General features: G+C 37.2%; 29 protein-coding genes. 27 read left to right on the forward strand and 2 right to left on the reverse strand.

The features are described 5' to 3' along the window. Nucleotides 1-170 precede the first annotated feature (170 nt). Nucleotides 171-1,448, forward strand: a complete 1,278-nt coding sequence (locus tag ACVBAX_RS02500; protein ID WP_119708969.1) for a Glu/Leu/Phe/Val family dehydrogenase — start codon at nt 171-173, stop codon at nt 1,446-1,448. Nucleotides 1,449-1,524: 76 nt separating this feature from the next. Beyond that, complete coding sequence (locus ACVBAX_RS02505) at nt 1,525-2,487, forward strand: YpdA family putative bacillithiol disulfide reductase (RefSeq protein ID WP_447115761.1); 963 nt, start codon at nt 1,525-1,527, stop codon at nt 2,485-2,487. Between the two features lie 35 nt (nt 2,488-2,522). Here the strand turns inward: ACVBAX_RS02505 and ACVBAX_RS02510 are convergent, their stop codons facing one another. Beyond that, nucleotides 2,523-3,491: an asparaginase gene (locus tag ACVBAX_RS02510; protein WP_447115762.1), complete on the reverse strand. Its 969-nt coding sequence runs from the start codon at nt 3,489-3,491 to the stop codon at nt 2,523-2,525. Between the two features lie 141 nt (nt 3,492-3,632). On the opposite strand from ACVBAX_RS02510, the gene prsW reads away from it, so the two are divergent. From prsW to fni, 9 genes are all read left to right on the forward strand, one after another. Beyond that, a complete protein-coding gene (gene prsW, locus ACVBAX_RS02515; protein ID WP_447115763.1) occupies nt 3,633-4,325 on the forward strand; it encodes a glutamic-type intramembrane protease PrsW in 693 nt (230 codons plus the stop codon). Nucleotides 4,326-4,456: 131 nt separating this feature from the next. Further along, nucleotides 4,457-5,503, forward strand: coding sequence for a spore cortex-lytic enzyme (sleB, locus tag ACVBAX_RS02520; RefSeq protein WP_447115764.1), 1,047 nt, complete (start codon nt 4,457-4,459; stop codon nt 5,501-5,503). Nucleotides 5,504-5,516: 13 nt separating this feature from the next. Next, entirely contained in the window at nt 5,517-6,869 is a 1,353-nt protein-coding gene (gene ypeB / locus ACVBAX_RS02525) for a germination protein YpeB (RefSeq protein ID WP_447115765.1), read from the forward strand. Nucleotides 6,870-6,969: 100 nt separating this feature from the next. Further along, a complete protein-coding gene (locus ACVBAX_RS02530; protein ID WP_447115766.1) occupies nt 6,970-7,632 on the forward strand; it encodes a flagellar brake protein in 663 nt (220 codons plus the stop codon). A 57-nt stretch (nt 7,633-7,689) separates the two neighbouring features. Beyond that, nucleotides 7,690-7,869 carry a YpfB family protein gene (locus ACVBAX_RS02535; protein ID WP_447115767.1) on the forward strand — a complete coding sequence of 60 codons (180 nt, stop codon included), beginning with the start codon at nt 7,690-7,692 and terminating at the stop codon, nt 7,867-7,869. 150 nt (nt 7,870-8,019) lie between these two features. After that, a complete protein-coding gene (cmk, locus tag ACVBAX_RS02540) occupies nt 8,020-8,697 on the forward strand; it encodes a (d)CMP kinase (protein WP_447115768.1) in 678 nt (225 codons plus the stop codon). Beyond that, a complete protein-coding gene (locus ACVBAX_RS02545) occupies nt 8,694-9,275 on the forward strand; it encodes a lysophospholipid acyltransferase family protein (protein ID WP_447115769.1) in 582 nt (193 codons plus the stop codon). The genes cmk and ACVBAX_RS02545 overlap by 4 nt, the downstream gene beginning before the upstream one ends. Nucleotides 9,276-9,436: 161 nt before the next feature. Continuing rightward, on the forward strand, nt 9,437-10,573 hold the full coding sequence (gene rpsA, locus ACVBAX_RS02550; protein ID WP_447115770.1) for a 30S ribosomal protein S1: 1,137 nt from the start codon (nt 9,437-9,439) through the stop codon (nt 10,571-10,573). A 12-nt stretch (nt 10,574-10,585) separates the two neighbouring features. Further along, nucleotides 10,586-11,635: a type 2 isopentenyl-diphosphate Delta-isomerase gene (fni, locus tag ACVBAX_RS02555; protein ID WP_447115771.1), complete on the forward strand. Its 1,050-nt coding sequence runs from the start codon at nt 10,586-10,588 to the stop codon at nt 11,633-11,635. 27 nt (nt 11,636-11,662) lie between these two features. Here fni and ACVBAX_RS02560 read toward each other — a convergent pair whose 3' ends face one another. Continuing rightward, nucleotides 11,663-11,806 carry a YpzI family protein gene (locus ACVBAX_RS02560; protein ID WP_160547131.1) on the reverse strand — a complete coding sequence of 48 codons (144 nt, stop codon included), beginning with the start codon at nt 11,804-11,806 and terminating at the stop codon, nt 11,663-11,665. Nucleotides 11,807-11,911: 105 nt separating this feature from the next. Here ACVBAX_RS02560 and ACVBAX_RS02565 point away from each other — a divergent pair, with 105 nt between their 5' ends. The 16 genes from ACVBAX_RS02565 to ACVBAX_RS02640 all read left to right on the forward strand — a co-directional run bounded on the left by ACVBAX_RS02565 (nt 11,912) and on the right by ACVBAX_RS02640 (nt 24,893). Continuing rightward, nucleotides 11,912-12,520 carry a YphA family membrane protein gene (locus ACVBAX_RS02565; protein ID WP_447115772.1) on the forward strand — a complete coding sequence of 203 codons (609 nt, stop codon included), beginning with the start codon at nt 11,912-11,914 and terminating at the stop codon, nt 12,518-12,520. Continuing rightward, nucleotides 12,517-13,404: a YIEGIA family protein gene (locus ACVBAX_RS02570; protein WP_447115773.1), complete on the forward strand. Its 888-nt coding sequence runs from the start codon at nt 12,517-12,519 to the stop codon at nt 13,402-13,404. The genes ACVBAX_RS02565 and ACVBAX_RS02570 overlap by 4 nt, the downstream gene beginning before the upstream one ends. 1 nt (nt 13,405) lies before the next feature. Beyond that, a complete protein-coding gene (locus ACVBAX_RS02575) occupies nt 13,406-13,591 on the forward strand; it encodes a capping complex subunit for YIEGIA (RefSeq protein WP_251514652.1) in 186 nt (61 codons plus the stop codon). 226 nt (nt 13,592-13,817) lie between these two features. Next, the gene (gene der, locus ACVBAX_RS02580) at nt 13,818-15,128 is read left to right on the forward strand and encodes a ribosome biogenesis GTPase Der (RefSeq protein WP_447115774.1); all 1,311 of its coding nucleotides are present in this window, start codon (nt 13,818-13,820) and stop codon (nt 15,126-15,128) included. Between the two features lie 18 nt (nt 15,129-15,146). After that, nucleotides 15,147-16,199, forward strand: coding sequence for an NAD(P)H-dependent glycerol-3-phosphate dehydrogenase (locus ACVBAX_RS02585; protein ID WP_447115775.1), 1,053 nt, complete (start codon nt 15,147-15,149; stop codon nt 16,197-16,199). Nucleotides 16,200-16,429: 230 nt separating this feature from the next. Next, on the forward strand, nt 16,430-16,630 hold the full coding sequence (locus ACVBAX_RS02590) for a DUF2768 domain-containing protein (RefSeq protein ID WP_447115776.1): 201 nt from the start codon (nt 16,430-16,432) through the stop codon (nt 16,628-16,630). A gap of 38 nt (nt 16,631-16,668) precedes the next feature. Further along, on the forward strand, nt 16,669-17,376 hold the full coding sequence (locus ACVBAX_RS02595; RefSeq protein ID WP_447115777.1) for a hypothetical protein: 708 nt from the start codon (nt 16,669-16,671) through the stop codon (nt 17,374-17,376). A gap of 189 nt (nt 17,377-17,565) precedes the next feature. After that, the gene (spoIVA, locus tag ACVBAX_RS02600) at nt 17,566-19,044 is read left to right on the forward strand and encodes a stage IV sporulation protein A (protein ID WP_119708952.1); all 1,479 of its coding nucleotides are present in this window, start codon (nt 17,566-17,568) and stop codon (nt 19,042-19,044) included. A 344-nt stretch (nt 19,045-19,388) separates the two neighbouring features. Beyond that, complete coding sequence (locus ACVBAX_RS02605) at nt 19,389-19,661, forward strand: HU family DNA-binding protein (protein ID WP_066047575.1); 273 nt, start codon at nt 19,389-19,391, stop codon at nt 19,659-19,661. Between the two features lie 200 nt (nt 19,662-19,861). Further along, nucleotides 19,862-20,428 carry a GTP cyclohydrolase I FolE gene (gene folE / locus ACVBAX_RS02610; protein ID WP_447115778.1) on the forward strand — a complete coding sequence of 189 codons (567 nt, stop codon included), beginning with the start codon at nt 19,862-19,864 and terminating at the stop codon, nt 20,426-20,428. Nucleotides 20,429-20,493: 65 nt separating this feature from the next. Then, nucleotides 20,494-20,733, forward strand: a complete 240-nt coding sequence (gene mtrB / locus ACVBAX_RS02615; RefSeq protein WP_430773007.1) for a trp RNA-binding attenuation protein MtrB — start codon at nt 20,494-20,496, stop codon at nt 20,731-20,733. Nucleotides 20,734-20,875: 142 nt separating this feature from the next. After that, nucleotides 20,876-21,703, forward strand: coding sequence for a heptaprenyl diphosphate synthase component 1 (locus tag ACVBAX_RS02620; protein ID WP_447115779.1), 828 nt, complete (start codon nt 20,876-20,878; stop codon nt 21,701-21,703). Between the two features lie 5 nt (nt 21,704-21,708). Further along, nucleotides 21,709-22,410 (forward strand): demethylmenaquinone methyltransferase, encoded by a 702-nt coding sequence (locus ACVBAX_RS02625; protein WP_447115780.1) that lies wholly within the window; start codon nt 21,709-21,711, stop codon nt 22,408-22,410. A 39-nt stretch (nt 22,411-22,449) separates the two neighbouring features. After that, on the forward strand, nt 22,450-23,412 hold the full coding sequence (gene hepT, locus ACVBAX_RS02630) for a heptaprenyl diphosphate synthase component II (protein ID WP_447115781.1): 963 nt from the start codon (nt 22,450-22,452) through the stop codon (nt 23,410-23,412). A gap of 91 nt (nt 23,413-23,503) precedes the next feature. Then, entirely contained in the window at nt 23,504-23,950 is a 447-nt protein-coding gene (ndk, locus tag ACVBAX_RS02635; protein WP_447115782.1) for a nucleoside-diphosphate kinase, read from the forward strand. Between the two features lie 166 nt (nt 23,951-24,116). After that, entirely contained in the window at nt 24,117-24,893 is a 777-nt protein-coding gene (locus ACVBAX_RS02640) for a CheR family methyltransferase (RefSeq protein WP_447115783.1), read from the forward strand. Nucleotides 24,894-24,987 lie beyond the last annotated feature (94 nt).

Consider the following 24,987-nt stretch of genomic DNA (forward strand, 5'->3'; position numbering starts at 1 on the left):
TAAGGGAAATGGAAAAATACAGAAAATTCCCTAAATAACAACAATGGTAGCGTTTTCAAAAATTATATTAAAAATGTCAAAAAATTTTCATTTATTATTGCATAAATTACCTAAAAGTGTATACTATGTCATGAATGGGACAACATTGTTAGTGATTTTAGGAGGGTAAAATAGTGGCCGAAAAAGGGACTACAAACATAAACCATGAAGAAAAGCTTGATGTGCTAAGATCGACTCAAACCGTTATTCACAGTGCATTAGAAAAGCTTGGCTACCCTGAAGAAGTATATGAACTATTAAAAGAACCAATGAGAATGTTAACAGTAAAAATCCCAGTAAGGATGGACGATGGGTCAGTAAAGATATTTACAGGGTATCGTGCACAACACAATGATGCTGTTGGGCCAACAAAAGGAGGAATTCGTTTCCATCCAGGTGTAACAGAAAAGGAAGTAAAGGCACTTTCTATTTGGATGAGTTTAAAATGTGGAATCGTTGACTTACCATATGGCGGAGGTAAGGGGGGCATTGTGTGTGACCCTCGTGACATGTCATTTCGTGAACTAGAACGCTTAAGTCGAGGCTACGTTAGAGCGATTAGTCAGATTGTTGGACCAACTAAAGATATACCGGCGCCAGATGTGTTTACAAATTCACAAATCATGGCTTGGATGATGGATGAGTATAGTCGAATAGATGAATTTAATTCTCCAGGTTTTATTACTGGAAAACCACTCGTACTAGGTGGTTCACATGGTAGGGAATCGGCAACTGCAAAAGGTGTAACTATTTGTATAAGAGAAGCTGCTGCGAAAAAGGGTATTAATATTGAAGGTGCACGTGTGGTTGTTCAAGGATTTGGAAACGCAGGTAGCTATCTGTCAAAGTTTATGCATGATGCAGGTGCAAAAGTAGTGGGTATCTCCGATGCGTATGGAGCATTACATGATCCAAATGGATTGGATATAGATTATTTATTGGACAGACGTGATAGCTTTGGAACAGTTACAAAGCTATTTAATAATACGATTACAAATAAAGAGTTGCTTGAATTAGACTGTGACATCTTGGTTCCTGCAGCCATTGAGAATCAAATCACAGAAGAAAACGCTCATAATATTCGCGCGAAGATAGTTGTTGAAGCGGCAAATGGTCCAACGACACTCGAAGCGACTAAGATCTTAACGGACAGAGGGATTTTACTTGTACCTGATGTGCTTGCTTCTGCCGGTGGAGTTACCGTGTCTTATTTTGAGTGGGTCCAAAATAATCAAGGGTATTACTGGACGGAAGAAGAAGTAGAAGAAAAGTTAGAAAAGGTTATGTGTAAATCTTTTAATAATATATATGATACTGCACAAACCAGACGCGTAGATATGCGCTTAGCAGCATATATGGTTGGTGTAAGGAAAATGGCTGAAGCATCAAGATTTAGAGGTTGGATTTAATGATTTATATTTGAAAAGAAATAAAAAATCTCCTATCATAAAATGATGGAGATTTTTTTGTTTAGGAGAGAGAGCGATGCAAATAGAAGATGCAATTATTATTGGTGGAGGACCGTGTGGCTTATCAGCGGCAATCGCATTGAAAAAAATTGGGAAGAATCCGCTAATTATTGAAAAAGGAAACATAGTAAATGCGATTTATCATTATCCTACACACCAAACATTTTTTAGTACGAGTGAGAAGTTAGAAATTGGAGATGTTCCTTTTTTTACAGAAGAATACAAACCAAGAAGAAATCAAGCATTAGTATATTATCGGGAAGTAGTAAAAAGGAAAGGTTTACGGGTGTATCCGTTTGAAAAAGTAACAAGAGTAATAAAAGAAGATAATGTGTTTATCGTTCGCACCGATAAAAAGGAGTACGCTGCAAGATATGTGATTGTAGCAACTGGTTATTATGATCATCCAAATTTGATGGGAGTTCCAGGTGAGGATTTACCTAAAGTTTCTCATTATTTCAAAGAAGCCCACCCTTATTTTGATCAAGATATTGTTGTCGTTGGAGGAAAGAACTCAAGCGTTGACGCTACGATCGAGCTTGTAAAAGCAGGTGCAAGAGTAACCGTTATTTATCGTGGGAAAGATTATTCTCCTTCTATTAAACCATGGATTCTTCCTGAATTTGATTCACTCGTTCGAAATGGTGTCGTAAAGATGGAATTTGAAGCAGAGTTAAAGGAAATTGAATCTGAAAAAGTAACTTATCACAAACATGGCAAAGTGTATAGCATAAAAAATGACTTTGTGTTTGCTATGACTGGTTATCATCCAGATCATAGATTTCTTGCTCAAATGGGAATAGAAATTGATCGTGACACTGGAAGGCCAAGGTATAATGGAGAAACGATGGAAAGCAATATTGAAGGCATTTATATTGCAGGTGTATTAGCGGCTGGAAACAATGCGAATGAAATTTTTATTGAAAACGGCCGCTTCCATGGAGAGCAAATAGCTCAATCAATAGCTAATAAAGAATAGTAAGAAATACCGGGCAAATATTTGCCCGGTATTTTTTATTGAAACATGTGATCTAGTTTTTTTATATCGGTAGTCGTTTCTAGAGTAATCATCAATTTAATTCTAGCCTTTTGCCCATTAAGACCTTTAGAGAAAATGACGCCCAAATCCTTAAATTGCTTTCCACCGCCTTCATAGCTATAAACATCTTCCGCTAGTCCGTTAAAGCATCTTGAAACAAATACTACCGGTATTTTGTTTTCGAGCAGCAGCTTAATACCATGAATAGTTGCTGGAGGAAGATTTCCTTGTCCTAACGCCTCAATAACAACACCGTCAAAATGTAAATCGTTTATCGCATAAAGGAGGGAAGAATCCATTCCGGCATGAGCTTTAATTAGTACTACGCGTTTAGAAATGTTCTCCACATGATACATTTCTCTTTTCTTTGGTGAGTGGTGAAAGAAAACTCCTCTTTTTGTCACAGTCCCAATGGGTCCATACTGCGGGCTTTGAAAGGTAGATACATTGCTTGTATGAGTCTTCGTTACATTTACTGCCGTGTGTATTTCGTCGTTTAACACCACTAGAACTCCATTTCCAACCGCTTCTTCACTATTTGCTACTTTTAATGCTGAAAGTAAATTATAAAGACCGTCTGAACCAATCTCATTACTTGATCGCATTGCCCCAGTCAAAACAATCGGTATGCTTGTCCGAATCGTTAAATCTAAGAAATAAGCAGTTTCCTCTAATGTATCAGTGCCATGTGTAATCACAACTCCGTTAACTTTATCTTCCTTTATATAAGATTCAATAATTGTTCTTAACTGCAGCATTTCTTTTGCCGTTATATGGGGTGAGGGCAGCTGGAAAGGCTCCTCAATGAATAAATTCGCAACCGACAAAAGCTCCCTTGTTTTATCGACAATTGGATTTTTTTCGCCCGGTTTTACAGCTCCTGTTTCTGTATCCTCACTCATTGCTATCGTTCCGCCTGTGTGGATAACAAGTAGATTTTTCATAAGAACCTCCCGTTAAATGATCCTGTTAGAATCATACCTATATGAAAGCCGCTTCGTCTACACGAAACGTCAAAAATATTGATTTTCTTTCTTAAGAACTCATGATACGATGGAAGAAACGAATGGAAAAGAGGATAGCAAATGCTAGGGATTTTTTCTGCTGGGATAGCTCCTGGCTTAGCTCTTCTTAGTTATTTCTACTTAAGAGATGAGTACGGGTCAGAACCAATCTCAGTGGTTTTACGTACATTCATATACGGAGCACTGCTTGTATTTCCAATTATGTTTATTCAATATGTGATTGATGTAGAGCATTTAGTTGTTTCTGATTTTTTAAATGCCTTCTTTACGACAGGGTTTTTGGAAGAATTTTTCAAGTGGTTCATCCTTTTTTATGCAATTTATCAACATGTTGAATTTGACGAACCGTATGATGGAATTGTATATGGTACTTCTGTAGCACTAGGGTTCGCAACAAGTGAAAATATATTGTATTTGTTGGCAAATGGGGTCGAGCACGCTGTGGGTCGTGCGCTATTACCTGTTTCAAGTCATGCGCTTTTTGGTGTGTTAATGGGCTACTATTTAGGAAAAGGGAAATTTACGAAAGAAAAAAAAGGGAAATGGCTCCTTTTTTCACTGTTTCTTCCTGTATTTTTTCATGGTATTTATGATTATATATTAATGTCTTTTGAATACTGGCTGATCTTTATACTGCCATTTATGATTTTTTTATGGTGGCTTGCTCTCCGTAAGGTGAAAAGTGCGAGACACTTGAGCGGAATAAAAACCACTAATGATGATATACACATTCAAAACCCCCTTCAATTATAAAATTGAGAGGGGTTTTATTTTGTCTTTCGATTCTTATTTAAGAAGTTTCTAGTAGCTTTTTGTATAAAAAACCAACCTCTACAAAAAATAGGATTAATGTTAATAAGATTTACATCTGGGGGTTGCAAACGATGAACAAAAAAATTTTATTAATGAAAGTTGCTACAATCTTCTTTCTAACACAAGTTATTGTCCCCTTTACAACAAAGGTGGATCAGGTTGATGCCTTCACCAATCAAGTGATTCAACAAGGGGCAGTAGGTGAAGATGTTATTGAACTTCAATCACGTCTTCAGTACATCGGTTATTATAATGGGAAAATTGACGGTGTATTCGGATGGAAGACGTATTGGGCGCTAAGAAACTTTCAGTACGAATTTGGACTACCAATTGATGGACTTGCTGGTCCAACAACAAAGCAGAAATTAGTAAAGGCAACAAAGTACAATGAACAATTTGTCAAGGAACAAATAAATAATGGAAACAAATTTACTCATTATGGTGGAGTAGATTTAGCAAAGCAAAAGAAGCCTAACCCGAAAGCAAATAAGGCGCAGCCGAATAAGAATCAAGGAACGGCAACTGCAAAAAAACCAACAGCAAAAAACCAAGCAAAAGCTCCAACTGCACAACAACCGAAACAAAATACAACAGCTGAACAAAGTAAACAGAATACAACAGCAGCTAAGAAGCCGCAAAATAATAATACTGCAGCAAAGAAACCTGCTGCACCACAAGCAAATGCTGGAAACCAAGCTGGCCCAAAAGCAACAGCTGCAACACCGCCAAAAAAACCTACAGCAGCTAATGTACCAAGTGGTTTTTCACAGAATGATATTCAGTTAATGGCAAACGCTGTGTATGGAGAAGCAAGGGGAGAACCTTATATTGGTCAAGTAGCGGTGGCGGCTGTCATATTAAACAGGGTGCAAAGTGCTACATTTCCTAATACAGTTTCAGGTGTTATCTTTGAGCCAAGAGCGTTTACTGCCGTTGCAGATGGCCAGATTTGGTTAACCCCAAATGAAAGCGCAAAAAAAGCAGTTCTGGACGCCATGAACGGTTGGGATCCGACTGGTAATGCCATCTATTATTTTAACCCTGACACGGCGACAAGTGGATGGATTTGGTCTAGACCACAAATTAAGCGCATCGGAAAGCATATATTCTGTAAATAGGGGTGAGGTCGAATTGATTAGAACAATCTTAATAGGTGTTTTGGTGCTCGGGGTAGCTGGTACAGCTTTTTGGGGCTACCAAGAGCATCGTGAAAAAAATGCCGTACTCATTAATGCTGAGAACAACTATCAAAGAGCGTTTCACGATCTAAGCTATCAGGTAGATTTACTGAATAATAAAATTGGAACTACATTAGCTATGAATTCAAGGGAATCATTATCGCCTTCTTTAGCAGAGGTTTGGAAAATAACATCTGATGCTCATAGTGATGTTGGTCAACTTCCGTTAACTCTTCTACCTTTCAACAAGACGGAGGAGTTTCTCGCGAAAATTGGTGATTTTAGTTACCGTACCGCAATTAGAGATTTAGAGAAAGAACCATTAACGGATAAAGAGTACCAATCATTGCAGGACCTGTATAAGCAGTCAGCAGAGATACAAGGTGAATTGCGAAAGGTACAGCATATGGTTTTAGAAAATAACTTACGCTGGATGGATGTTGAACTGGCTCTAGCATCAACTGAAGAGCCTTTAGATAATACAATCATTGATGGCTTTAAGACCGTTGAGAAAACGGTTGAAGGTTATGGAGACACAGATTTTGGACCTGACTTTGTGTCTTTAAGTCAAAAAGAAGACAATGAGTTTAAATACTTGCAAGGGAAACAAGTAAAAGAAGAAGAGGCCGTCCAAATTGCAAAAAAATATGCAGCCTTTGGAAATGATGTGACTGTTAAGGTTACGGAAAGTGGGAAAGGTGCAAGTACGGGTTTTTATAGTATTTCTGTACAAAAGAAGGGGACGAATGAAGAAGCAAATATGGATGTCACGAAAAAAGGTGGTTATCCAATTTGGTTTATCTACTCTCGTGATGTAAAAGAGCAAAAAATAAGTCTCAATGATGCAAGTACGAAAGCGATTCAATTCTTAAAGGATACGGGCTTTGAAAATTTAGATCTATTTGAAAGCACACAGTACGATAATATTGGAGTATTTACCTTTGTTACAAATGAAAATGATGTTAGAGTGTATCCGGATTCTATTAATGTAAAGGTAGCATTGGATAATGGAAATATTTTAGGTTTTTCTGCTGATGATTATTTACGTTCTCACCATGTGAGAGATATTCCTAAGCCAACTCTATCGGTGGAAGACGCACAAAAGAAAATTAACCCAAGTGTTAAGGTGATGGAAAATAGACAATCTATTATTATTAACGATATGAACGAAGAAGTACTGTGTTATGAATTTATGGGAACACTAGGTGATGACACGTACCGTATTTTCATTAACGCAGATAGTGGGATCGAAGAAAAGGTCGATAAGCTAGAAAATGCCGAGGAAGTATATGAGGATGTTGTCTAAGGAAAAGCGCCTGCTTTTCCTTTTTTTTAGATTCGTATTGCGTCAATGAATGAGTTCATGTCATAATTTGTGTGACAAGTTTTGACAGGATGTGTGATGTATGTTGAAAATAGGCACTGTAATTATGCTTGAGTTAAAATATGGAGATAAATTAGATAAATTTAAATGTAAGGTTGTAGAACAAAAAGAAAATCAAATCTATATCGATTATCCAATTAATATGGCAACAGAAAGAACGGTCTTTCTAATTGATGGGACACAGTTAAAAGGTTCGTTTGTTTCTCAGGACAATAACTCGGTCTTTTTATTTGAATCTGAGGTTTTAGGTAGAACGAAGCAGAATATTCCCATGCTTATTCTTTCTTATCCTGGTGATGAGCACTTGGTAAAGGTTCAAAGGCGTCAATATGTAAGGGTCGAAACTACTGCAGACGTAGCAGTACATCCTACAAATTCAGAGTTTAAGCCATTTACAACTGTTACAGATGATATAAGTGCGGGCGGTGCAGCAATCCTTATCAACGATAAACATGGAATCCTCGCTGGTCAAACCCTTCAATTATGGGTGGTACTTCCTATGCAAAGCGGAGAAATTCATTATTTACAAGTAAGAAGTAAAGTAGTAAGGCTTATTCCTTTAGATGACAGTCGTAAGAAGGCATCATTACAATTTGTTGATATGAGTTCACAGGACCGTCAACTTTTGCTCCGTTTTAGCTTTGACCGCCAGTTGCTTCTAAAGAAGAAGGGACTCGAAACTTGAATAAAATAGCCATAAATTCCCTATAATAGTACTGATATTATGGGAGGAAGTGAAAAGGTGAAGACGTTTGAACGTATTATTGTTAAGATCATTGTCATTCAGTTTCTTTTCCTTATCGGTGCACAGTTTTTCTTTCATCAGTTAAGCATTTTTCCTGAGTTGAAAATTATTACAAAATACGAAGGTGTTAACAAAAGTAATTTTACGGATTTTTTAGAAACCTTTAATGGGAAATGAAAAGCAGGGAGCGCTCCTGCTTTTTTTGTTTTTTGCAATATTATTAACAAGCTACGAACAAGTATATGCTAAAATATATAAGGAATCATTCGTTTATGATTCAAATTGAACAAACTAACCATATTGAAGTTCAAACAACTAGGAGGACATATGAGTAAAATATCTATCGCAATCGACGGTCCTGCTGCTGCAGGAAAAAGTACTGTTGCCAAAATAATAGCTGAGAAACTCTCATATATTTATATTGATACAGGTGCTATGTATCGTGCAATTACATATAAAGCTTTACAGTCTAATTGTGAGCTTACCGATGAGAGTGCCCTTCATGAGCTTTTAGCAAATACAAAAATTGACTTGTTGCCAGGTGAAAAAGGACAACTTGTATTTCTTGACGGCCAAGAAGTTACAAACGAAATTCGATCTGCCGAGGTGACAAATCAAGTCTCTATCGTGGCAAAACACCGATTAATTCGAGAAGAAATGGTGAAAAGACAACAGCAATTCGGTGCGAGTGGGGGAGTAGTTATGGATGGTCGAGATATTGGCACACATGTCCTTCCCCACGCTGAAATCAAAGTGTTTCTTCTAGCAAGCGTTCAGGAAAGAGCGGAAAGAAGATTTCAAGAAAATCTTGAAAAAGGATTTCCAGCTGACTTAGAAATGCTAAAACAGGAGATTGCGGCTAGAGATAAATTAGATTCTGAACGAGAAGTAGCACCTTTAAAAAAAGCGGATGATGCAGTAGAGATAGATACCACTTCCTTATCGATTCAAGAGGTAGTTGAGAAAATCTTAGCATTAGCAAAAGAAAGGATAGGATCCTATTGACGGTATATACTTTTGCACGATCCGTTGTAAACATGATCTATAAGCCTTTGTATCGTATAGAAACAATTGGCCAAGAAAATATTCCTAAAGTAGGATCAGTTTTACTTTGTTCCAATCATATTTCAAACTTTGATCCAATTGTCGTAGGAATAACAACTCCCCGACCGGTGCATTTTATGGCAAAAGAGGAGTTGTTCCGAGTTCCTTTATTAGGAAAGTTCGTCCCTTATTTGAATGCATTTCCTGTAAAAAGAGGGATGAGTGATCGTGAAGCACTTAGGAAAGGGCTCGCTATCCTTAAAGAAGATAGTGTTCTTGGTTTATTCCCAGAGGGAACTCGAAGTAAGACGGGTGAGTTAGGAGAAGGGTTAGCCGGTGCTGGATTCTTTGCAACAAGATCCGAAGCGCTAATTGTCCCTTGTGCAGTTATTGGCCCATATAAAGCATTTAATAAGTTAAAAGTGGTTTATGGTAAGCCAGTTGACTTTTCAGAATATCGAAAAAATAAAATATCAGCAGATGAGGCTACAAAAATCATTATGGAAGAAATCAGAAAACTGATTATTGCGAACAAATAGGGAGTATCTCGCTTGACAAAAATGGTCATTTATAAGAAGTTTAATTAAAGAGATTTTTTAGATTATTCTCTAAGTAAGATCAGAAGCCATTGTTTCAAACGGTGATGCAAACATCACTTTTTATAAAAATGGAGCAGTTAATGGATTAAGGAGGAGTACATATGTCTGAAGAAATGAATCAAGTGGAAGTTATGGATTTTCAAGTGGGTGACAAAGTAAGCGGACAAGTGACAAAGGTGGAAGAAAAACAGGTTATTATCTCAATACCAAACAGTAAACTTGATGGAATTATACCAATTAGTGAATTATCAAGTCTGCACATTGAAAAAGCAAGCGATGCGGTTAATGAAGGTGACCAGCTTGAATTAGAAGTTCTAAAGGTAGAAGAAGATGCCCTAATCCTTTCAAAGCGAAAAGTAGATGCTGAAAATGCATGGCAAGAGCTTGAGCAAAAGTTTGAATCTGGTGAAGTCTTTGATGCTGAAATTAAAGATGTTGTAAAAGGCGGACTTGTAGTAGATCTTGGAGTTAGAGGTTTTGTTCCTGCTTCTTTAGTGGAAGCACACTTTGTTGAAGATTTCTCTGATTATAAAGGTAAAACGATGCTATTTAAAATTGTTGAATTAGACAAGGAGAAGAATCGTCTTATCCTTTCTCATCGTGCTGTTATTGAGCTTGAAAAAGGAAAACAAAAGAAAAATATTTTAGATTCATTAGCTCCTGGTCAGGTTCTTTCAGGTACTGTTCAAAGAATTACTGATTTTGGTGCATTTGTAGATATTGGTGGAATTGATGGATTGGTTCACATTTCTCAGTTATCTCATGAGCATGTGGTTAAGCCAACGGATGTAGTTCAAGAGGGACAGCAGGTTCAAGTAAAGGTACTTAGTGTTGACCGTGATAATGAGCGTATTTCTTTATCTATTAAAGAAACATTACCTGGACCATGGGCTAATATTACTGAAAAAGCAGCAAAAGGTACTACTTTAGAAGGGGTAGTAAAACGTCTTGTTTCTTATGGTGCTTTTGTTGAAGTGTTCCCAGGAGTAGAAGGGTTAGTTCATATTTCTCAAATTTCACATAAGCATATAGCTACACCACATGAAGTATTAAAGGAAAATGAAACAGTGAAAGTGAAGGTTCTTGAAGTAAATGAGCAAGAACAAAGACTTTCTCTAAGTATAAAAGAACTAGCTGAAAAGGAAGAAGAAGTGAAGGATTATGAACTTCCTGAAGAATCAAAAGGTTTTCAGTTAGGTGAAATGATTGGAGATCAATTGAAGAATTTAAAGAGATAATGGTGATGATCATTGACTAGATCGAAACGGAAATGGGATCATATACAATTTGCTCTCTCTACAGGGCAATCGAGAGATACTGGTTTTGATGATATTACGTTTATTCATCAAAGCTTGCCTGACTCCTCAACAGAGCAGGTGAGTCTTGATACTATGATTGGCGAACTTTCTTTGAGTTCGCCTCTTTTTATCAATGCCATGACCGGCGGTGGTGGAGAACGAACAGAAGAAATAAATGGACAGCTAGCCCTTGTGGCAAAGGAAACAAGAGTGGCAATGGCAGTTGGATCACAAATGTCATCAATAAAGAACCCTAGTGAGATATGCACTTATAAAATTGTTAGAAAAGTAAATCCGAATGGATTGATATTTGCAAATTTAGGTAGTGAAGCATCAGTGGATCAGGCGCTTCAAGCGGTTGATATACTAGAAGCAAATGCGCTTCAAATCCACTTAAATACAATTCAAGAACTAACGATGCCCGAGGGAGATCGGGATTTTACTGGTGCACTATCGCGCATTGAAGAAATAGTAAAAAAATTACCTGTACCTGTCATTGTGAAAGAGGTTGGTTTTGGCCTGAGTCGTGAAACAGTAAAGAAACTCACTCAAGTGGGAGTTTCTATTGTCGATGTCGGTGGTTTTGGTGGGACAAACTTTGCCAAAATCGAAAATGAAAGACGAAATCGGTTGCTGTCGTTTTTTAACTCATGGGGAATTCCTACAGCTGCTTCCATTGCAGAGGTGAAATACAGTTTCCATGACTTAACTGTATTAGGTTCAGGAGGCATACAGTCAAGCTTAGACGTTGTTAAGGCACTTTCTTTAGGTGCATCCGCAACAGGGTTAGCAGGGTATTTGCTCAAAATCCTTTTGGAAGAAGGAATAGAGGCAAGTATTTCAGAAATTGAAGAAATCAAGATGGAAATTGGGTTTATGCTGACCGCTCTTGGTGCAAGAACTATTATGGATCTTCAAAAGGCACCTTTGGTAATCGAGGGGAAAACTCATCATTGGCTTAATGAACGAGGAATAAACACAAAAATATATAGCAATCGATAAAGCTCCCGGAAAAGGGAGCTTTTTTCATTAATATCTTTTATTATCATTTAGCTCTCTAGCCTCTTCTGGACTGGAAAGTTTGGTTGCTCCTTTTTTCTCCAACTCTTGGTCTCGATCGGACTCGACACGACCACTTGCTTTTAACTTGCTTTGTTGACGATCTTTACCCATGATCCCACCTCCTCTTCATTAACATGAATCATTTTTGAAAGTTTATACATCTTACGGTTAAAGTACATACTGAAAAGCCATAATGGAGATGATAGGAGGGGTGACATGGAAGGAATATTCTTTTATTGGACATTTTGGGCTCTTTGGATTTGTACGACCTTTTTAATGAGTAAAAATAATCCCAACCGAGTAAAGTACACAGTCATCATATTATTTTCGATTATCTTGTCTTCTCAATCTATACACTTGTTTGGGCTAGAAGTGTCTGTTGTTTCAATTTTCTTTTTATTCCTAGCCTATTATGAAATTGGGAAAATGAAAGGAAAATCACTCGTCTACTTTTTGATCACATCATTTATTCTTATGCTTGCATATGGCAGTTTTCAATTATTTGAACTATTTGATCCTGTTTGGTTAATCCTTGATAGAAATTGGATGTTTGCCGTCGTATTAACGTATATGACCATTATGATGCATAATGAGGTTTTTAAAAGGGTGGTTGCGCTTCTTTTTGGGAGCATCCACGGAGAGTTTGTTTATTCTCTAGTGTTGGATGTATATTCAATGGAAATCCCAATCGGGTCACTTCAATTTTTGGATGTTATTTCCATATCTGTTTGTCTCATTCTGGCCTGGAGCGGTTTTGAAAAGCTAACTAGCCTGTTTGAAGGACATGTTTATCAACTAGAAAAGGGGAGAGGAAGACAATCGTGAGTGAGTACACTTATCCTATATTATTTGGAGTGGTTGTTGGAACAGCAACAAGAATTTATATGCTACGTACGGATTATCGACAGTACCCTACTTACCTCCACGGAAAAATCATTCATGTAGCTTTAGGGTTCATCGCAGCAGGGCTAGGTACTGTTGCCATACCATCTATTCTTGAAGAAGAGTTTACTGCCATCACCTTTTTAACTTTGGCTGCCTCACAATTTAGAGATGTGAGAAATATGGAAAGAAATACATTAAATGAATTGGATAACTATGAACTAGTACCACGAGGAAAAACGTATATTGAAGGCATTGCCATAGCTTTTGAAAGTAGAAATTATTTAGTTATTTTTACTTCCTTTCTATGTACACTTGGATTTCTCCTTTTTGATATTTTGGGTGGGATCATTGCAGCGGTCATTGCCATTTTCATTTCTACCAAACTAATGTCTGGAGGCAGGCTTGGTGATATTGTAGAAGTAGAGTACTTTGAACCTCGTTTTGATGGTCCAGGTTTGTATGTGGACAATATTTATATAATGAACATTGGACTACCAGAAAGACAAAAGGAAGTACTAAGCTATGGGATGGGGTTTATTCTTAAACCGAAAAATTTTGACGCAAGAGCGACAATTGCGAATCTTGGACAACGCCAGGCAATTCTGCATGATGTATCTAACGCATTAGGAGTGTATCGAGATTCTGGTACACCAGCTCTCGTTCCATTGGCGAAAAGAGACCTAGATGATGGGAGAGTAGGGGTATTTATTCTTCCTCAAGAAAATGATATTGAAAAGGCAAAGAAAATTATTAAAAAGGTTCCGACTTTAGAGAATGCCATCCGAATGCCAAAAGAGAGAGAGAGAAAATTAGAGGAGAGATAATATGGATATTGAAAAGTTTATCCTTGCTGCCATTACGACTAATCCTAAAAAAGTCCCATGTGGGGTGGCGGTTTTTCATTGTGATGATAAAGAGGAGATGGAAAAGATCACGACAAATCTTGAAGCCATTTTGGATGGAATTGCCCATTCTCTTACAGATGAATTGTACGTAATTGTGAAACATTAAAGTGGTTTCTTCTGATTTTGTTTGCTAGTACATGTCCACTTTGATAATATAATAAAGTTAGACCCTTCTGTTTGTAGAAGGGTTTCTTTACTAAATGCTGATTTACACCATAATTAAATGAGATGTTTGTAATTTCAACTGTTCTTGCACGGATACATAACTTTGCTTATATATTGTCTGAATGATTGTTGATATCTCTTTTATTATTTTAGGAAGGATGAAAAAAATGGTAAAACCTGTAATAGCGATTGTGGGTCGTCCTAACGTTGGGAAGTCTACAATCTTTAATAGAATAGTTGGTGAGCGGATTTCGATTGTTGAAGATATACCTGGGGTTACTCGAGATCGAATATATAGTTCAGCTGAGTGGCTTAGTCATGATTTCAATATTATCGATACTGGTGGAATTGATATTGGAGACGAACCGTTTTTAGAACAGATTCGTCAACAAGCAGAAATTGCAATCAGGGAAGCAGACGTAATTATTTTCTTAACAAATGGCAGAGAGGGAGTTACTTCTGCAGATGAAGAGGTAGCGAAAATTCTTTATCGTGCCAAAAAACCGGTGGTCCTGGCAGTAAATAAAATTGATAACCCAGAAATGAGAGATCTAATTTACGATTTTTATGCCTTAGGATTTGGAGAGCCTTACCCAATCTCAGGGTCACATGGTCTTGGTCTTGGTGATCTTTTAGACGCAGCAGCTAAGCATTTTCCAAGTAAGGACGAGAAAGACTATGATGATGACGTTATTAAGTTTTCTCTGATTGGTCGACCAAATGTAGGGAAATCATCACTAGTGAATGCGATGCTTGGAGAAGAGCGCGTAATCGTAAGTGATATCGCTGGTACAACAAGAGATGCAATAGACTCTATGGTAACGGTAAATGGAGAACGCTACGTCATTATCGATACGGCAGGTATGAGAAAAAGGGGAAAAGTGTACGAAACAACTGAAAAGTATAGTGTGCTTCGTGCGTTACGTGCTATAGAACGTTCCGACGTCGTTTTAGTGGTTATTAATGCAGAAGAGGGAATTATAGAACAGGATAAAAAGATAGCTGGGTATGCCCATGAAGCAGGACGAGCTATAGTGATAGTCGTAAATAAATGGGATGCAGTGGAAAAAGATGAAAAGACGATGAAAGAATTTGAGGAAAAAATACGTGCGCATTTCTTATTCCTAGACTATGCTCCAATTGTGTTTTTATCTGCTAAAACAAAAAAGAGAATTCATACATTGATTCCAATGATAAACAAGGCAAGTGAAAATCATTCGATGCGTGTGGACACAAGTGTGTTAAATGATATTATTATGGACGCTGTTGCTATGAACCCAACACCAACAGACAATGGAAAGCGCCTGAAAATCTATTATACGACTCAAGTTTCAGTCAAGCCGCCTACTTTTGTTGTGTTTGTCAATGATCCAGAGCTTATGCATTTCTCATATCAGCGTTTTATAGAAAATCGTATAAGAGAAGCTTTCGGGTTTGAAGGAACTCCTATCAAAATCTTTGCTAGAGAAAGAAAATAAGTAAAAGGTTGTGATGCTATGCAAATCCAAAAAGAAAAAATTGCTGTAATTGGAGCGGGAAGCTGGGGAACCGCGCTATCGCTAGTGTTAGCCGACAACGATCATGAGGTAAGATTATGGGGGCATAATCGGGATCAAATTATTGAGTTAAATACCACTCACACAAATAAAAAGTATTTGCCTGAGATAATACTTCCGGAAACAATTGTTGGTTACGACTCTCTTGAAGAGGTTTTAAAAGGAGTGAAGACCATCATATTGGCTGTACCAACTAAGGCCATTCGTGAAGTAATAAAAAAGATGGTTCCTTGTATTGAAAATCCGCTTACCATTGTCCATGTTAGTAAAGGGATTGAACCAGATACACTTATGCGCATTTCAGAGATGATTGAAGACGAAATGCCAGAAGATCTTTTACAGGATGTGGTTGTATTATCAGGGCCTAGTCATGCTGAAGAGGTGAGTCTTCGTCAACCAACAACCGTAACTGTCTCATCCAAGAGCATGGAAGCAGCTGAACGTGTACAGGATTTATTTATAAATCAACATTTCCGTGTATACACAAATCCGGATATTATCGGAGTAGAAGTGGGTGGCGCATTAAAGAATATTATTGCGTTAGCCGCTGGTATCACAGACGGGTTAGGATATGGGGATAATGCAAAGGCAGCCCTAATAACTAGGGGGCTTGCTGAAATCGCTCGACTAGGCACAAAAATGGGTGCAAGTCCGCTAACATTTTCTGGTTTAACAGGGATAGGTGATTTAATCGTTACATCTACAAGTGTTCACTCAAGAAACTGGAGAGCTGGAAATTTGCTAGGCAAAGGTCAAAATTTAGATGAAGTGCTGGAAAATATGGGAATGGTAGTAGAGGGTGTTCGGACCACAAAAGCCGCGTATCAATTAGCGGAAAAATACGGTGTGAAGATGCCAATTACAACGGCGTTGTACAATGTCCTATTTAACCATGCAAAACCGAAGGATGAAGTTGATTTGCTCATGACACGTGTAAAGACTCATGAGATGGAAGATCTTGCAAATGTACTTGTTGAAAAGGGATTAGAATAAATATTTTTAAAAATAGGCTTTTCAATGATGCGTTTACATAGAGAAATGCATACAATGCAACGAAGCAAACCTGGTAAAATGAACACAGGGAGTATGTATATTTAGTCTTACGAGCTAAAGTAAAGTGACGCCCCTCCTTTGCTTTAGCTTTTTTTCGATCTGAAAAACGAAAAAGGCAAGCATTGAGACAATTATGATATAATATTTTAGGCAAAGGGAGGGAGTTACAAATGTCACCATCACTAATGAAAATGTGGGTCTCCTTGGCGGGGATGGGCTTTATGTTTATTTCCATTATTTTAATTTATTTAAGCAGATTTAAGTTTTCTAACAAAGTTCTAAAAGCAATAACAGCTATTGTTGCCTATTTTTTAATGATTCTTTCTGGAATAATCATTTTTTTTGTCGTACTATCGGGACCAACAAGTTAAGTGTAACGGAAAATACATAGGTTAAAAGGGTTGAGTGTATGAAAGGCCAAGTATTATTGTTATTGTTCATCGTTGCAATGGTGTTGACGGGCTGTATGTACCCGCAGGATGAGTTGGCACAAAATCAAATACCGTATGAAGATCAAGTTCAAGCGGTCCAATCTGCAGTTAAGCAATTTCAAGAGGATAATGGTGGTATATTGCCAATAAAGACAAAGGAAATGGACACTCCTATTTATGAAAAGTACCCGATTGATTTTAACAGAATCAGTCCGAAGTATTTAGCAGAACCACCTGGAAACGCTTACGAATCCGGAGGTGTGTTTCAATACGTACTAGTTGACGTTGAGGAAAATCCAACGGTTAAGATTTTTGATTTACGAATGGCGGAAAAAATTAAAGATATAAATCTTTTAATTAGTTTACAAAAATACCCTCCATACAAAGAAGAAATAACAAAAGGTGTATACACAATGGATTTCGAGAAAATAGGTTATGACGAAGAACCATTTGTTGTGAGCCCGTATACAAACCAAAACCTATCTTTTGTTATAACTGGAAATGGAGAAGTTTTTATAGATTACAGAAGTGATTTATATCAAGCAATGCAAAATGGAAGTTGTAAGAAGGCAATAGGTGACGATATTCGCGACTGCTTAATGCAGGATTCTCTGTTTGTGCCTGCCTTTTCATTGCCATATACAATGGATGAAAAAACAAAAGAACCTATCTTTTTAGTGGATTAGTCATAACCTCTTTCCTACAGAAATACAATGTAGGAGAGAGGTTTTTTTATATTTGTATGGACTATAACAGTTAGGCAAAAAAAATTATAAAAACTGTCATAACGTTGTAGGACAACGTCATACACATATATTGTCTATACATTAGGGTTATTTTATCCCACTATCTCATTGATTTCAGGAGGGGATCACTTGGAAAAGGTAGATATTTTTAAAGATATTGCCGAAAGAACGGGCGGCGATATATATTTAGGAGTTGTAGGAGCAGTAAGAACAGGGAAATCAACCTTTATCAAGAAGTTTATGGAGCTAGTAGTTATTCCAAACATGGCAAATGAATCAGATCGAGCTCGCACCCAAGATGAATTGCCTCAAAGTGCTGCAGGGAAAACGATTATGACAACTGAACCAAAATTTGTCCCAAATCAGGCTGCAAGCATACATGTTGATGACGGGTTGGATGTGAACATCCGCTTAGTTGACTGTGTTGGTTATACGGTTCCAGGTGCGAAGGGCTATGAAGACGAAAATGGACCTAGAATGATTAATACACCTTGGTATGAAGAGCCAATTCCATTCCATGAAGCAGCTGAAATTGGAACAAGGAAGGTTATTCAAGAGCACTCAACGATTGGTGTAGTTATTACTACAGATGGTACCATTGGAGAAATTCCACGTTCTGCATACTTAGAAGCTGAAGAGAGAGTAATCAATGAATTAAAAGAGGTTGGAAAACCATTCATTATGGTCATTAACAGCGTACAACCTTATCATCCAAATACGGAAAAATTACGTACAGAGCTTTCAGAGAAATACGATATTCCCGTATTGGCAATGAGCGTGGAAGGAATGCGCGAAGGTGACGTCATGAACGTGATGCGTGAAGCGCTTTATGAATTCCCTGTGCTTGAAGTAAACGTGAACCTCCCTAGCTGGGTCATGGTACTTAGAGAGGATCACTGGCTAAGAGAAAGCTATCAGGAAGCTGTGAAAGATACAGTTAAAGATATTAAGAGATTAAGAGATGTTGACCGAGTCGTTAGTCAATTTAGTGATTATGAATTTATTGATCGTGCAGGGCTTGCTGGAATTGAGATGGGTCAAGGAATTGCTGAGATCGACCTGTATGCGCCAGACGATTTATACGATGACATTTTAAAAGAAATTGTCGGAGTAGAAATACGAGGAAAAGATCATTTGTTAGAGCTAATGCAAGACTTTGCTCATGCGAAGCAAGAATATGATCAAATCTCTGATGCCCTTAAGATGGTAAAACAAACAGGCTATGGAATTGCTGCGCCGTCGCTCGCTGATATGAGCTTAGATGAGCCTGAAATCATCCGTCAAGGACCACGCTTTGGTGTACGCTTAAAAGCGGTAGCTCCTTCCATTCATATGATTAAAGTGGATGTAGAGTCCGAATTTGCTCCGATTATTGGAACAGAGAAGCAAAGTGAGGAATTGGTTCGATACTTGATGCAGGATTTTGAGGACGATCCACTTTCGATTTGGAACTCAGACATTTTTGGAAGAAGCCTGAGTTCAATCGTTCGTGAAGGAATCCAAGCGAAATTATCATTAATGCCTGAAAATGCAAGATACAAATTAAAAGAAACGCTAGAAAGAATCATCAACGAAGGTTCTGGTGGATTAATTGCGATAATCTTATAATGCATGGACTCCTATATGGGAGTCTTTTTTTGTTTGATTTTATTAAATTCACGACAAAATTCATCAAAAACCCCGAAAATACTGCCATAAATTAGCGAAAATTCTTGATAACCCCAATTTAATATGATAATCTTTTAACAGAATTAGTACGATATGCCGTCAAAGCCTTATAAATAAGGGTTTTTCTTAAAAAAAACGTTGAAAAATTAGTTTTCATCATTTAATATAAGGCATGTCAGAGAAAACAGCTTCAATTACGTATAGAATTCGACTAAATTGTTTACTAATGAAGATAAGAACGTTTTCACTAACTGAATATACCATTTTGGGAGGAGGTGAAAGGCATGAACAAGACAGAACTAATCAACGCAGTTGCTGAAGCGAGTGAACTTTCTAAAAAGGACGCTACAAAGGCAGTTGACGCAGTTTTCGATTCAATTCTTGAAGCCCTTAAAAACGGTGATAAAGTTCAATTAATCGGATTTGGGAACTTCGAAGTTCGTGAGCGTGCAGCTCGTAAAGGACGTAACCCACAAACTGGTGAAGAGATCGAAATCTCTGCTAGCAAGGTTCCTGCTTTCAAACCAGGAAAAGCACTTAAAGATGCTGTAAAATAATTACATAAATCGATACATGATTATGTTATAGAAAAGGATCTCGTTTATACGTGATCCTTTTTCTATTTTTTTAGCTATTTTGTGGCACATTAAAAGAAACTTCTACTTTGCTAGAAAGAAATTGGTTGTGCTAATATGTATAAGTAGTTGGCATGATATGAAAAAACAGAGGGAACTCATTGCAGTAGGAGGAATTTAGTATGTCAGAAGTTAATCGTACCCAAATAGAGGAAGCGGTGCGTCTTATATTAGAAGCCGTAGGTGAAGATCCAAATCGTGAGGGTGTGTTAGATACGCCTAAACGAGTAGCGAAAATGTATGAGGAAGTATTCGCAGGATTGAATCAAGATCCAAAAGAATATTTTGAAACAGTATTTAGTGAGGACCATGAAGAGATTGTCCTTGTAAAAGATATTCCATTTTATTCTATGTGTGAACATCATCTTGTTCCTTTTTATGGTGTGGCTCATGTAGCTTATATACCAAGAAATGGTCGAGTGACAGGATTGAGTAAGTTAGCTCGTGCTGTGGAAGCAGTAGCTAAACGTCCTCAGTTACAAGAAAGAATTACTTCCACAGTTGTTGACGCGATTATGGAGAAGCTGGAGCCTTATGGTGCAATGGTCGTTGTTGAAGCAGAGCATATGTGTATGACTATGCGTGGAGTGAAAAAGCCTGGGGCCAAAACCGTAACTCAAGCAGTCCGAGGTACTCTTGCGGAGGACGCAACAGCTAGAGCTGAGGTACTTTCCCTAATTAAATACTAAAACATTATAGAAGGGGCTACATAATGGTTAGCCCTTTCATACAAAAATGAAGGGAGCGAGAATTGGTGGACCAAAAAAATTCTTTAACAAGTGATTACATCGTTATTAAAGCTATAGAAGATGGTGTGAACGTAATCGGTTTAACAAGAGGAACTGATACCAAATTTCATCACTCTGAGAAATTGGATAAAGGCGAAGTGATGATTGCTCAGTTTACTGAGCACACGTCAGCTATTAAGATTCGCGGAAATGCAAAAATTATTACATCCTATGGAGAGGTTGAGAGCGAAACAAAAGCGAAATAAATGCGAATCATGTCCATTTGGTAGGCATTTGTGATATAATTGTCTCTGCCTTTAGTGAGTGGTAAACCGTACATATGCAGTAATCCTCATGCGAAGTAATGAGGCTAATCACAATACATATACAGAATTTGGGGATACAAGGGTGATAATTGTGGGAGACTTTCAAAGAAAAATAGCCGATGTGAAGGAAAAAGTAGAGGAAAGGCTCCTTCACCCCTATATGTTCCAATATATCAATACACCAGTGTTAGATGAAGATAAGCTTTTGTTACTTATTTCAATTTTGGATCAATGTAAGCTATCTAATAAAGAGTTGGAGAATTATTCTATAACGACCATGTTGCTTCAAGTAGCCCTTGATACTCATGAACAAGTAACCAACATCCGTGCAAATAATGAAGTATTAAAGCAGCGACAATTAACCGTATTAGCTGGGGTTTATTATAGTGGGTTATATTATAAACTACTTGCAGATTGTAATGATGTGCATACCATTCGAATGTTAGCTCAAGGAATAAAAACAATCAATGATAAAAAAATAATTGTATATCAAAAAGATGTGTCAGAAATTGACACATTGATGAATAATGTGAAGTTGATTGAATCATCTCTCATTGATCAATTTTCCAAAAAATTTCATTTAGATGGATGGAATGACATTGTTGAAAATTTATTGTTAATAAAGCGCCTTTGTAAGGAAAAGGAAAACTTTGTACAAAAGAAATCTTCGATTGTATTTGACGCTCTTCATACTCTTATTTTTCCAAAACATAACGGTTCACTTAAAGACTTATCTTTTGAGCAACAAAACTACTTAATATTAATTTGTGACCGATATATAGAGTTTTCTAAACAATTATTAGAAAAGGCTAAAAAAGGGCTTCCTCGAATAAATGAGCTGTTAGATTCGCGAATCACATCCATCCTAAACCAAAAAACGATGGCAAAAACATTTGTGGAAGAAGGGTAACAAGCATGCATCAGTCAAAAGAAGAACGAGTTCATAACGTTTTTGAAAAGATCTCAGATAACTACGATAAAATGAATTCTGTTATTAGTTTTAAACTCCATACTAAATGGAGAGAAGATACGATGAAAAAAATGAATGTGCAAAAAGGAAAAAAGGCACTAGATGTTTGTTGCGGAACAGCGGATTGGACCATTGCTCTTGCAGAGGCTGTAGGACCTACTGGAGAAGTGGTAGGACTAGACTTTAGTCAAAATATGCTTAATGTGGGAAAACAAAAAGTTACTGAGTCCAATCTTAACCAAGTAACGCTCATCCATGGAAATGCCATGGAGTTACCGTTTCCTGACCATTCATTTGATTATGTTACGATTGGGTTCGGCTTAAGAAATGTACCAGATTATCTTCAAGTATTAAAAGAAATGAATCGTGTTTTAAAGCCGGGTGGTATTGCAGTCTGTCTTGAAACTTCACAACCTACATTGATAGGCTATCGACAGTTATACTATTTTTATTTTCGATTTATTATGCCATTGTTTGGTAGGGTGTTTGCAAAAAGCTATAGGGAATATTCCTGGTTACAAGAATCAGCTAGAGATTTTCCAGGTGTAAAAGAACTCGCTAGTTTATTCAAACAGGCTGGTTTTAATGACGTCACATATAAGCCGTATAGCGGCGGGGCAGCTGCTGTTCATTTTGGTCATAAATAAAATAATTTTCATGTACAGGTTAGGCTAGGTGATTCGCGAATGAAGCTAAAAATGATGTATTCATTTTTAAACTCAGATATTAATATTATTGAGAAAACACTAGAGGATACGGTGGAGGCTGAGTCACCTCTTCTTCGTCAAGCATCTCTACACTTGTTGCAGGCAGGGGGGAAGAGAATTCGCCCTGTTTTTGTTTTGCTGTCAGGAAAGTTTGGTAACTATGATATACATGAGATAAAAAACGTGGCAGTTGCGCTTGAGCTTATTCATATGGCTTCACTTGTTCATGATGACGTCATTGACGATGCAGAACTTAGACGTGGCCAGCCAACGATTAAAGCGAAATGGGATAACCGAATTGCGATGTATACAGGTGACTATATTTTTGCCAGATCGCTAGAATTAATGACAAATATTAAAAACCCATTAGCACATCAAATTCTCTCAGAAACGATTGTTGAGCTATGTGTTGGGGAAATTGAACAAATTAAATTTAAATATGACTACAATCAAACGCTTCGTGACTATCTACTTCGAATTAAGCGGAAAACAGCTTTGTTGATTGCAGCCAGTTGCCAATTAGGAGCGGTGGCAGCAAACGTAGATGAGGAGATTCACAAGAAGTTGTATCAGTTTGGATATTATGTAGGCATGTCCTTTCAAATCACAGATGACGTGCTAGATTTTACAGGTACAGAAGAGCAATTAGGTAAACCAGCTGGTGGTGATTTATTGCAAGGGAATATCACATTACCTGTACTGTTTGCGATGGAGGATGAATCTTTACGTAAAAAAATTACCGCGGTTCATGAACATACTTCATCACCGGAAATTGATGAGATTATCATTTCAATAAAGAATTCAGGTGCCATTGAGCGTTCGCTTTCTATAAGTGATCGGTACCTACACAAGGCAATTGATGTATTAAATCAATTACCTAATAACCGAGCTAAAAAGACGCTTAGAGATATAGCTGTGTACATAGGTAAACGAAAATTTTAAATGTTGCGAAATCAGTTATAACTATGTTACGATTTTCGTGGATTGTCTATTGCAATCATATACATATACGAATCAAAGAGGAGTGTAACTGATGGAGAAAACATTTTTAATGGTTAAACCAGATGGGGTCCAACGTAATTTGATTGGTGAAATAGTTGGGCGTTTTGAGAGGAAGGGCTTTCAATTAGTTGGTGCAAAGTTAATGCTGATTTCTAATGAGTTGGCTGAACAGCATTACGGTGAACATAAGGAACGCCCTTTCTTCGGTGAGTTGGTAGACTTTATCACTTCAGGACCTGTTTTCGCTATGGTTTGGGAAGGGGAAAATGTAATTGCTTCAGCACGCCAAATGATGGGAGCGACAAATCCAAAGGATTCTCAACCAGGAACGATCCGTGGAGATTTTGCCGTGACTGTTGGGAAAAATATAATACATGGATCAGATTCTCTTGCAAGTGCTGAAAGAGAAATCGCTTTATTCTTTAAAGAAGAGGAACTTCTTTCATATAGCAAACTTTTAAACAATTGGGCTTATTAATACTAAAAGAGACTTGGTTTTTCAAGTCTCTTTTTTTGTAACCGCATTCAAGGGGTAGGAGTAAAAAATACCCAAGTCTTTTTTCACATAAATTTTCTCCATTTTTACTGAATTTCGCTATAATAAAACATACAGATAGAAAAGTTCAAATTCAGGGGAGAAAAGTATGCTGGGAAATGATTATGAACAATTTACAATAAACATAAAGAAAAAAACTGGGATTGATTTGTCGTTATATAAAGAAGCACAAATGAAAAGACGTTTAATTTCACTCTATGAAAAAAAGGGGTTAGCTTCATTTCAGGACTTTTACACAGCAATAAGTCAGGACAAGCTACTATTAAATGAGTTTCTTGACCGAATGACGATCAATGTGTCTGAATTTTACCGAAATGGGAAACGATGGGAAGTGTTAGAATCAAAAATACTTCCTAAACTATTAGAGAAGAATAAACGACTGAAGGTGTGGAGTGCTGCTTGCTCAACAGGTGAGGAACCATATACAATTGCCATGATTCTTTCAAACTTTATGCCACTTTCGCAGATTCAAGTTTTAGCGACTGATATTGATGATAATGTAATTGAAAGAGCAAAGATTGGCATGTATCCAGAACGTTCTTTGAATGAAGTTCCTTCCGAAATGAAAAAGAAGTTTTTTACACAGGATGGAAGCTTTTTTAAGATTTCTGACGATATCAAAAAGACGGTAACATTCAAAAAGCAGAATTTACTCGCTGATCCATTTGCTGGATCTTTTGACTTGATCGTGTGTAGAAACGTTTTGATTTATTTTACTGAAGAAGCTAAAGATGTATTATACTATAAGTTCAGTGAGGCATTAAGACAGGATGGAATTTTCTTTGTCGGCAGTACCGAGCAAATCTTTAATCCATCTTTATATGGACTGGAAACGGAAGACACGTTTTTTTATCGTAAAAGATAGGAGCCAAGAATTTGGCTTCTTTTTTTGTAAATTCACAAATTTCTGCTATGTTTATTGAAGGACATATGTTATATTGAGAAATAATCCTTTAATG

The sequence above is a fragment of the Robertmurraya sp. GLU-23 genome (genome assembly GCF_052983275.1).

Coding starts and splice junctions, on each gene's coding strand:
- rpsA (WP_447115770.1), top strand. CDS start 9,437: ATGTCTGAAGAAATGAATCAAGTGGAAGTTATGGATTTTCAAGTGGGT.
- ACVBAX_RS02625 (WP_447115780.1), top strand. CDS start 21,709: ATGCATCAGTCAAAAGAAGAACGAGTTCATAACGTTTTTGAAAAGATC.
- prsW (WP_447115763.1), top strand. CDS start 3,633: ATGCTAGGGATTTTTTCTGCTGGGATAGCTCCTGGCTTAGCTCTTCTT.
- ACVBAX_RS02575 (WP_251514652.1), top strand. CDS start 13,406: ATGGATATTGAAAAGTTTATCCTTGCTGCCATTACGACTAATCCTAAA.
- ACVBAX_RS02590 (WP_447115776.1), top strand. CDS start 16,430: ATGTCACCATCACTAATGAAAATGTGGGTCTCCTTGGCGGGGATGGGC.
- cmk (WP_447115768.1), top strand. CDS start 8,020: ATGAGTAAAATATCTATCGCAATCGACGGTCCTGCTGCTGCAGGAAAA.
- ACVBAX_RS02510 (WP_447115762.1), bottom strand. CDS start 3,491: ATGAAAAATCTACTTGTTATCCACACAGGCGGAACGATAGCAATGAGT.
- ACVBAX_RS02505 (WP_447115761.1), top strand. CDS start 1,525: ATGCAAATAGAAGATGCAATTATTATTGGTGGAGGACCGTGTGGCTTA.
- folE (WP_447115778.1), top strand. CDS start 19,862: ATGTCAGAAGTTAATCGTACCCAAATAGAGGAAGCGGTGCGTCTTATA.
- ACVBAX_RS02595 (WP_447115777.1), top strand. CDS start 16,669: ATGAAAGGCCAAGTATTATTGTTATTGTTCATCGTTGCAATGGTGTTG.
- ACVBAX_RS02585 (WP_447115775.1), top strand. CDS start 15,147: ATGCAAATCCAAAAAGAAAAAATTGCTGTAATTGGAGCGGGAAGCTGG.
- hepT (WP_447115781.1), top strand. CDS start 22,450: ATGAAGCTAAAAATGATGTATTCATTTTTAAACTCAGATATTAATATT.
- ACVBAX_RS02530 (WP_447115766.1), top strand. CDS start 6,970: ATGTTGAAAATAGGCACTGTAATTATGCTTGAGTTAAAATATGGAGAT.
- ACVBAX_RS02640 (WP_447115783.1), top strand. CDS start 24,117: ATGCTGGGAAATGATTATGAACAATTTACAATAAACATAAAGAAAAAA.
- ACVBAX_RS02605 (WP_066047575.1), top strand. CDS start 19,389: ATGAACAAGACAGAACTAATCAACGCAGTTGCTGAAGCGAGTGAACTT.
- ACVBAX_RS02565 (WP_447115772.1), top strand. CDS start 11,912: ATGGAAGGAATATTCTTTTATTGGACATTTTGGGCTCTTTGGATTTGT.
- der (WP_447115774.1), top strand. CDS start 13,818: ATGGTAAAACCTGTAATAGCGATTGTGGGTCGTCCTAACGTTGGGAAG.
- sleB (WP_447115764.1), top strand. CDS start 4,457: ATGAACAAAAAAATTTTATTAATGAAAGTTGCTACAATCTTCTTTCTA.
- ndk (WP_447115782.1), top strand. CDS start 23,504: ATGGAGAAAACATTTTTAATGGTTAAACCAGATGGGGTCCAACGTAAT.
- ACVBAX_RS02560 (WP_160547131.1), bottom strand. CDS start 11,806: ATGGGTAAAGATCGTCAACAAAGCAAGTTAAAAGCAAGTGGTCGTGTC.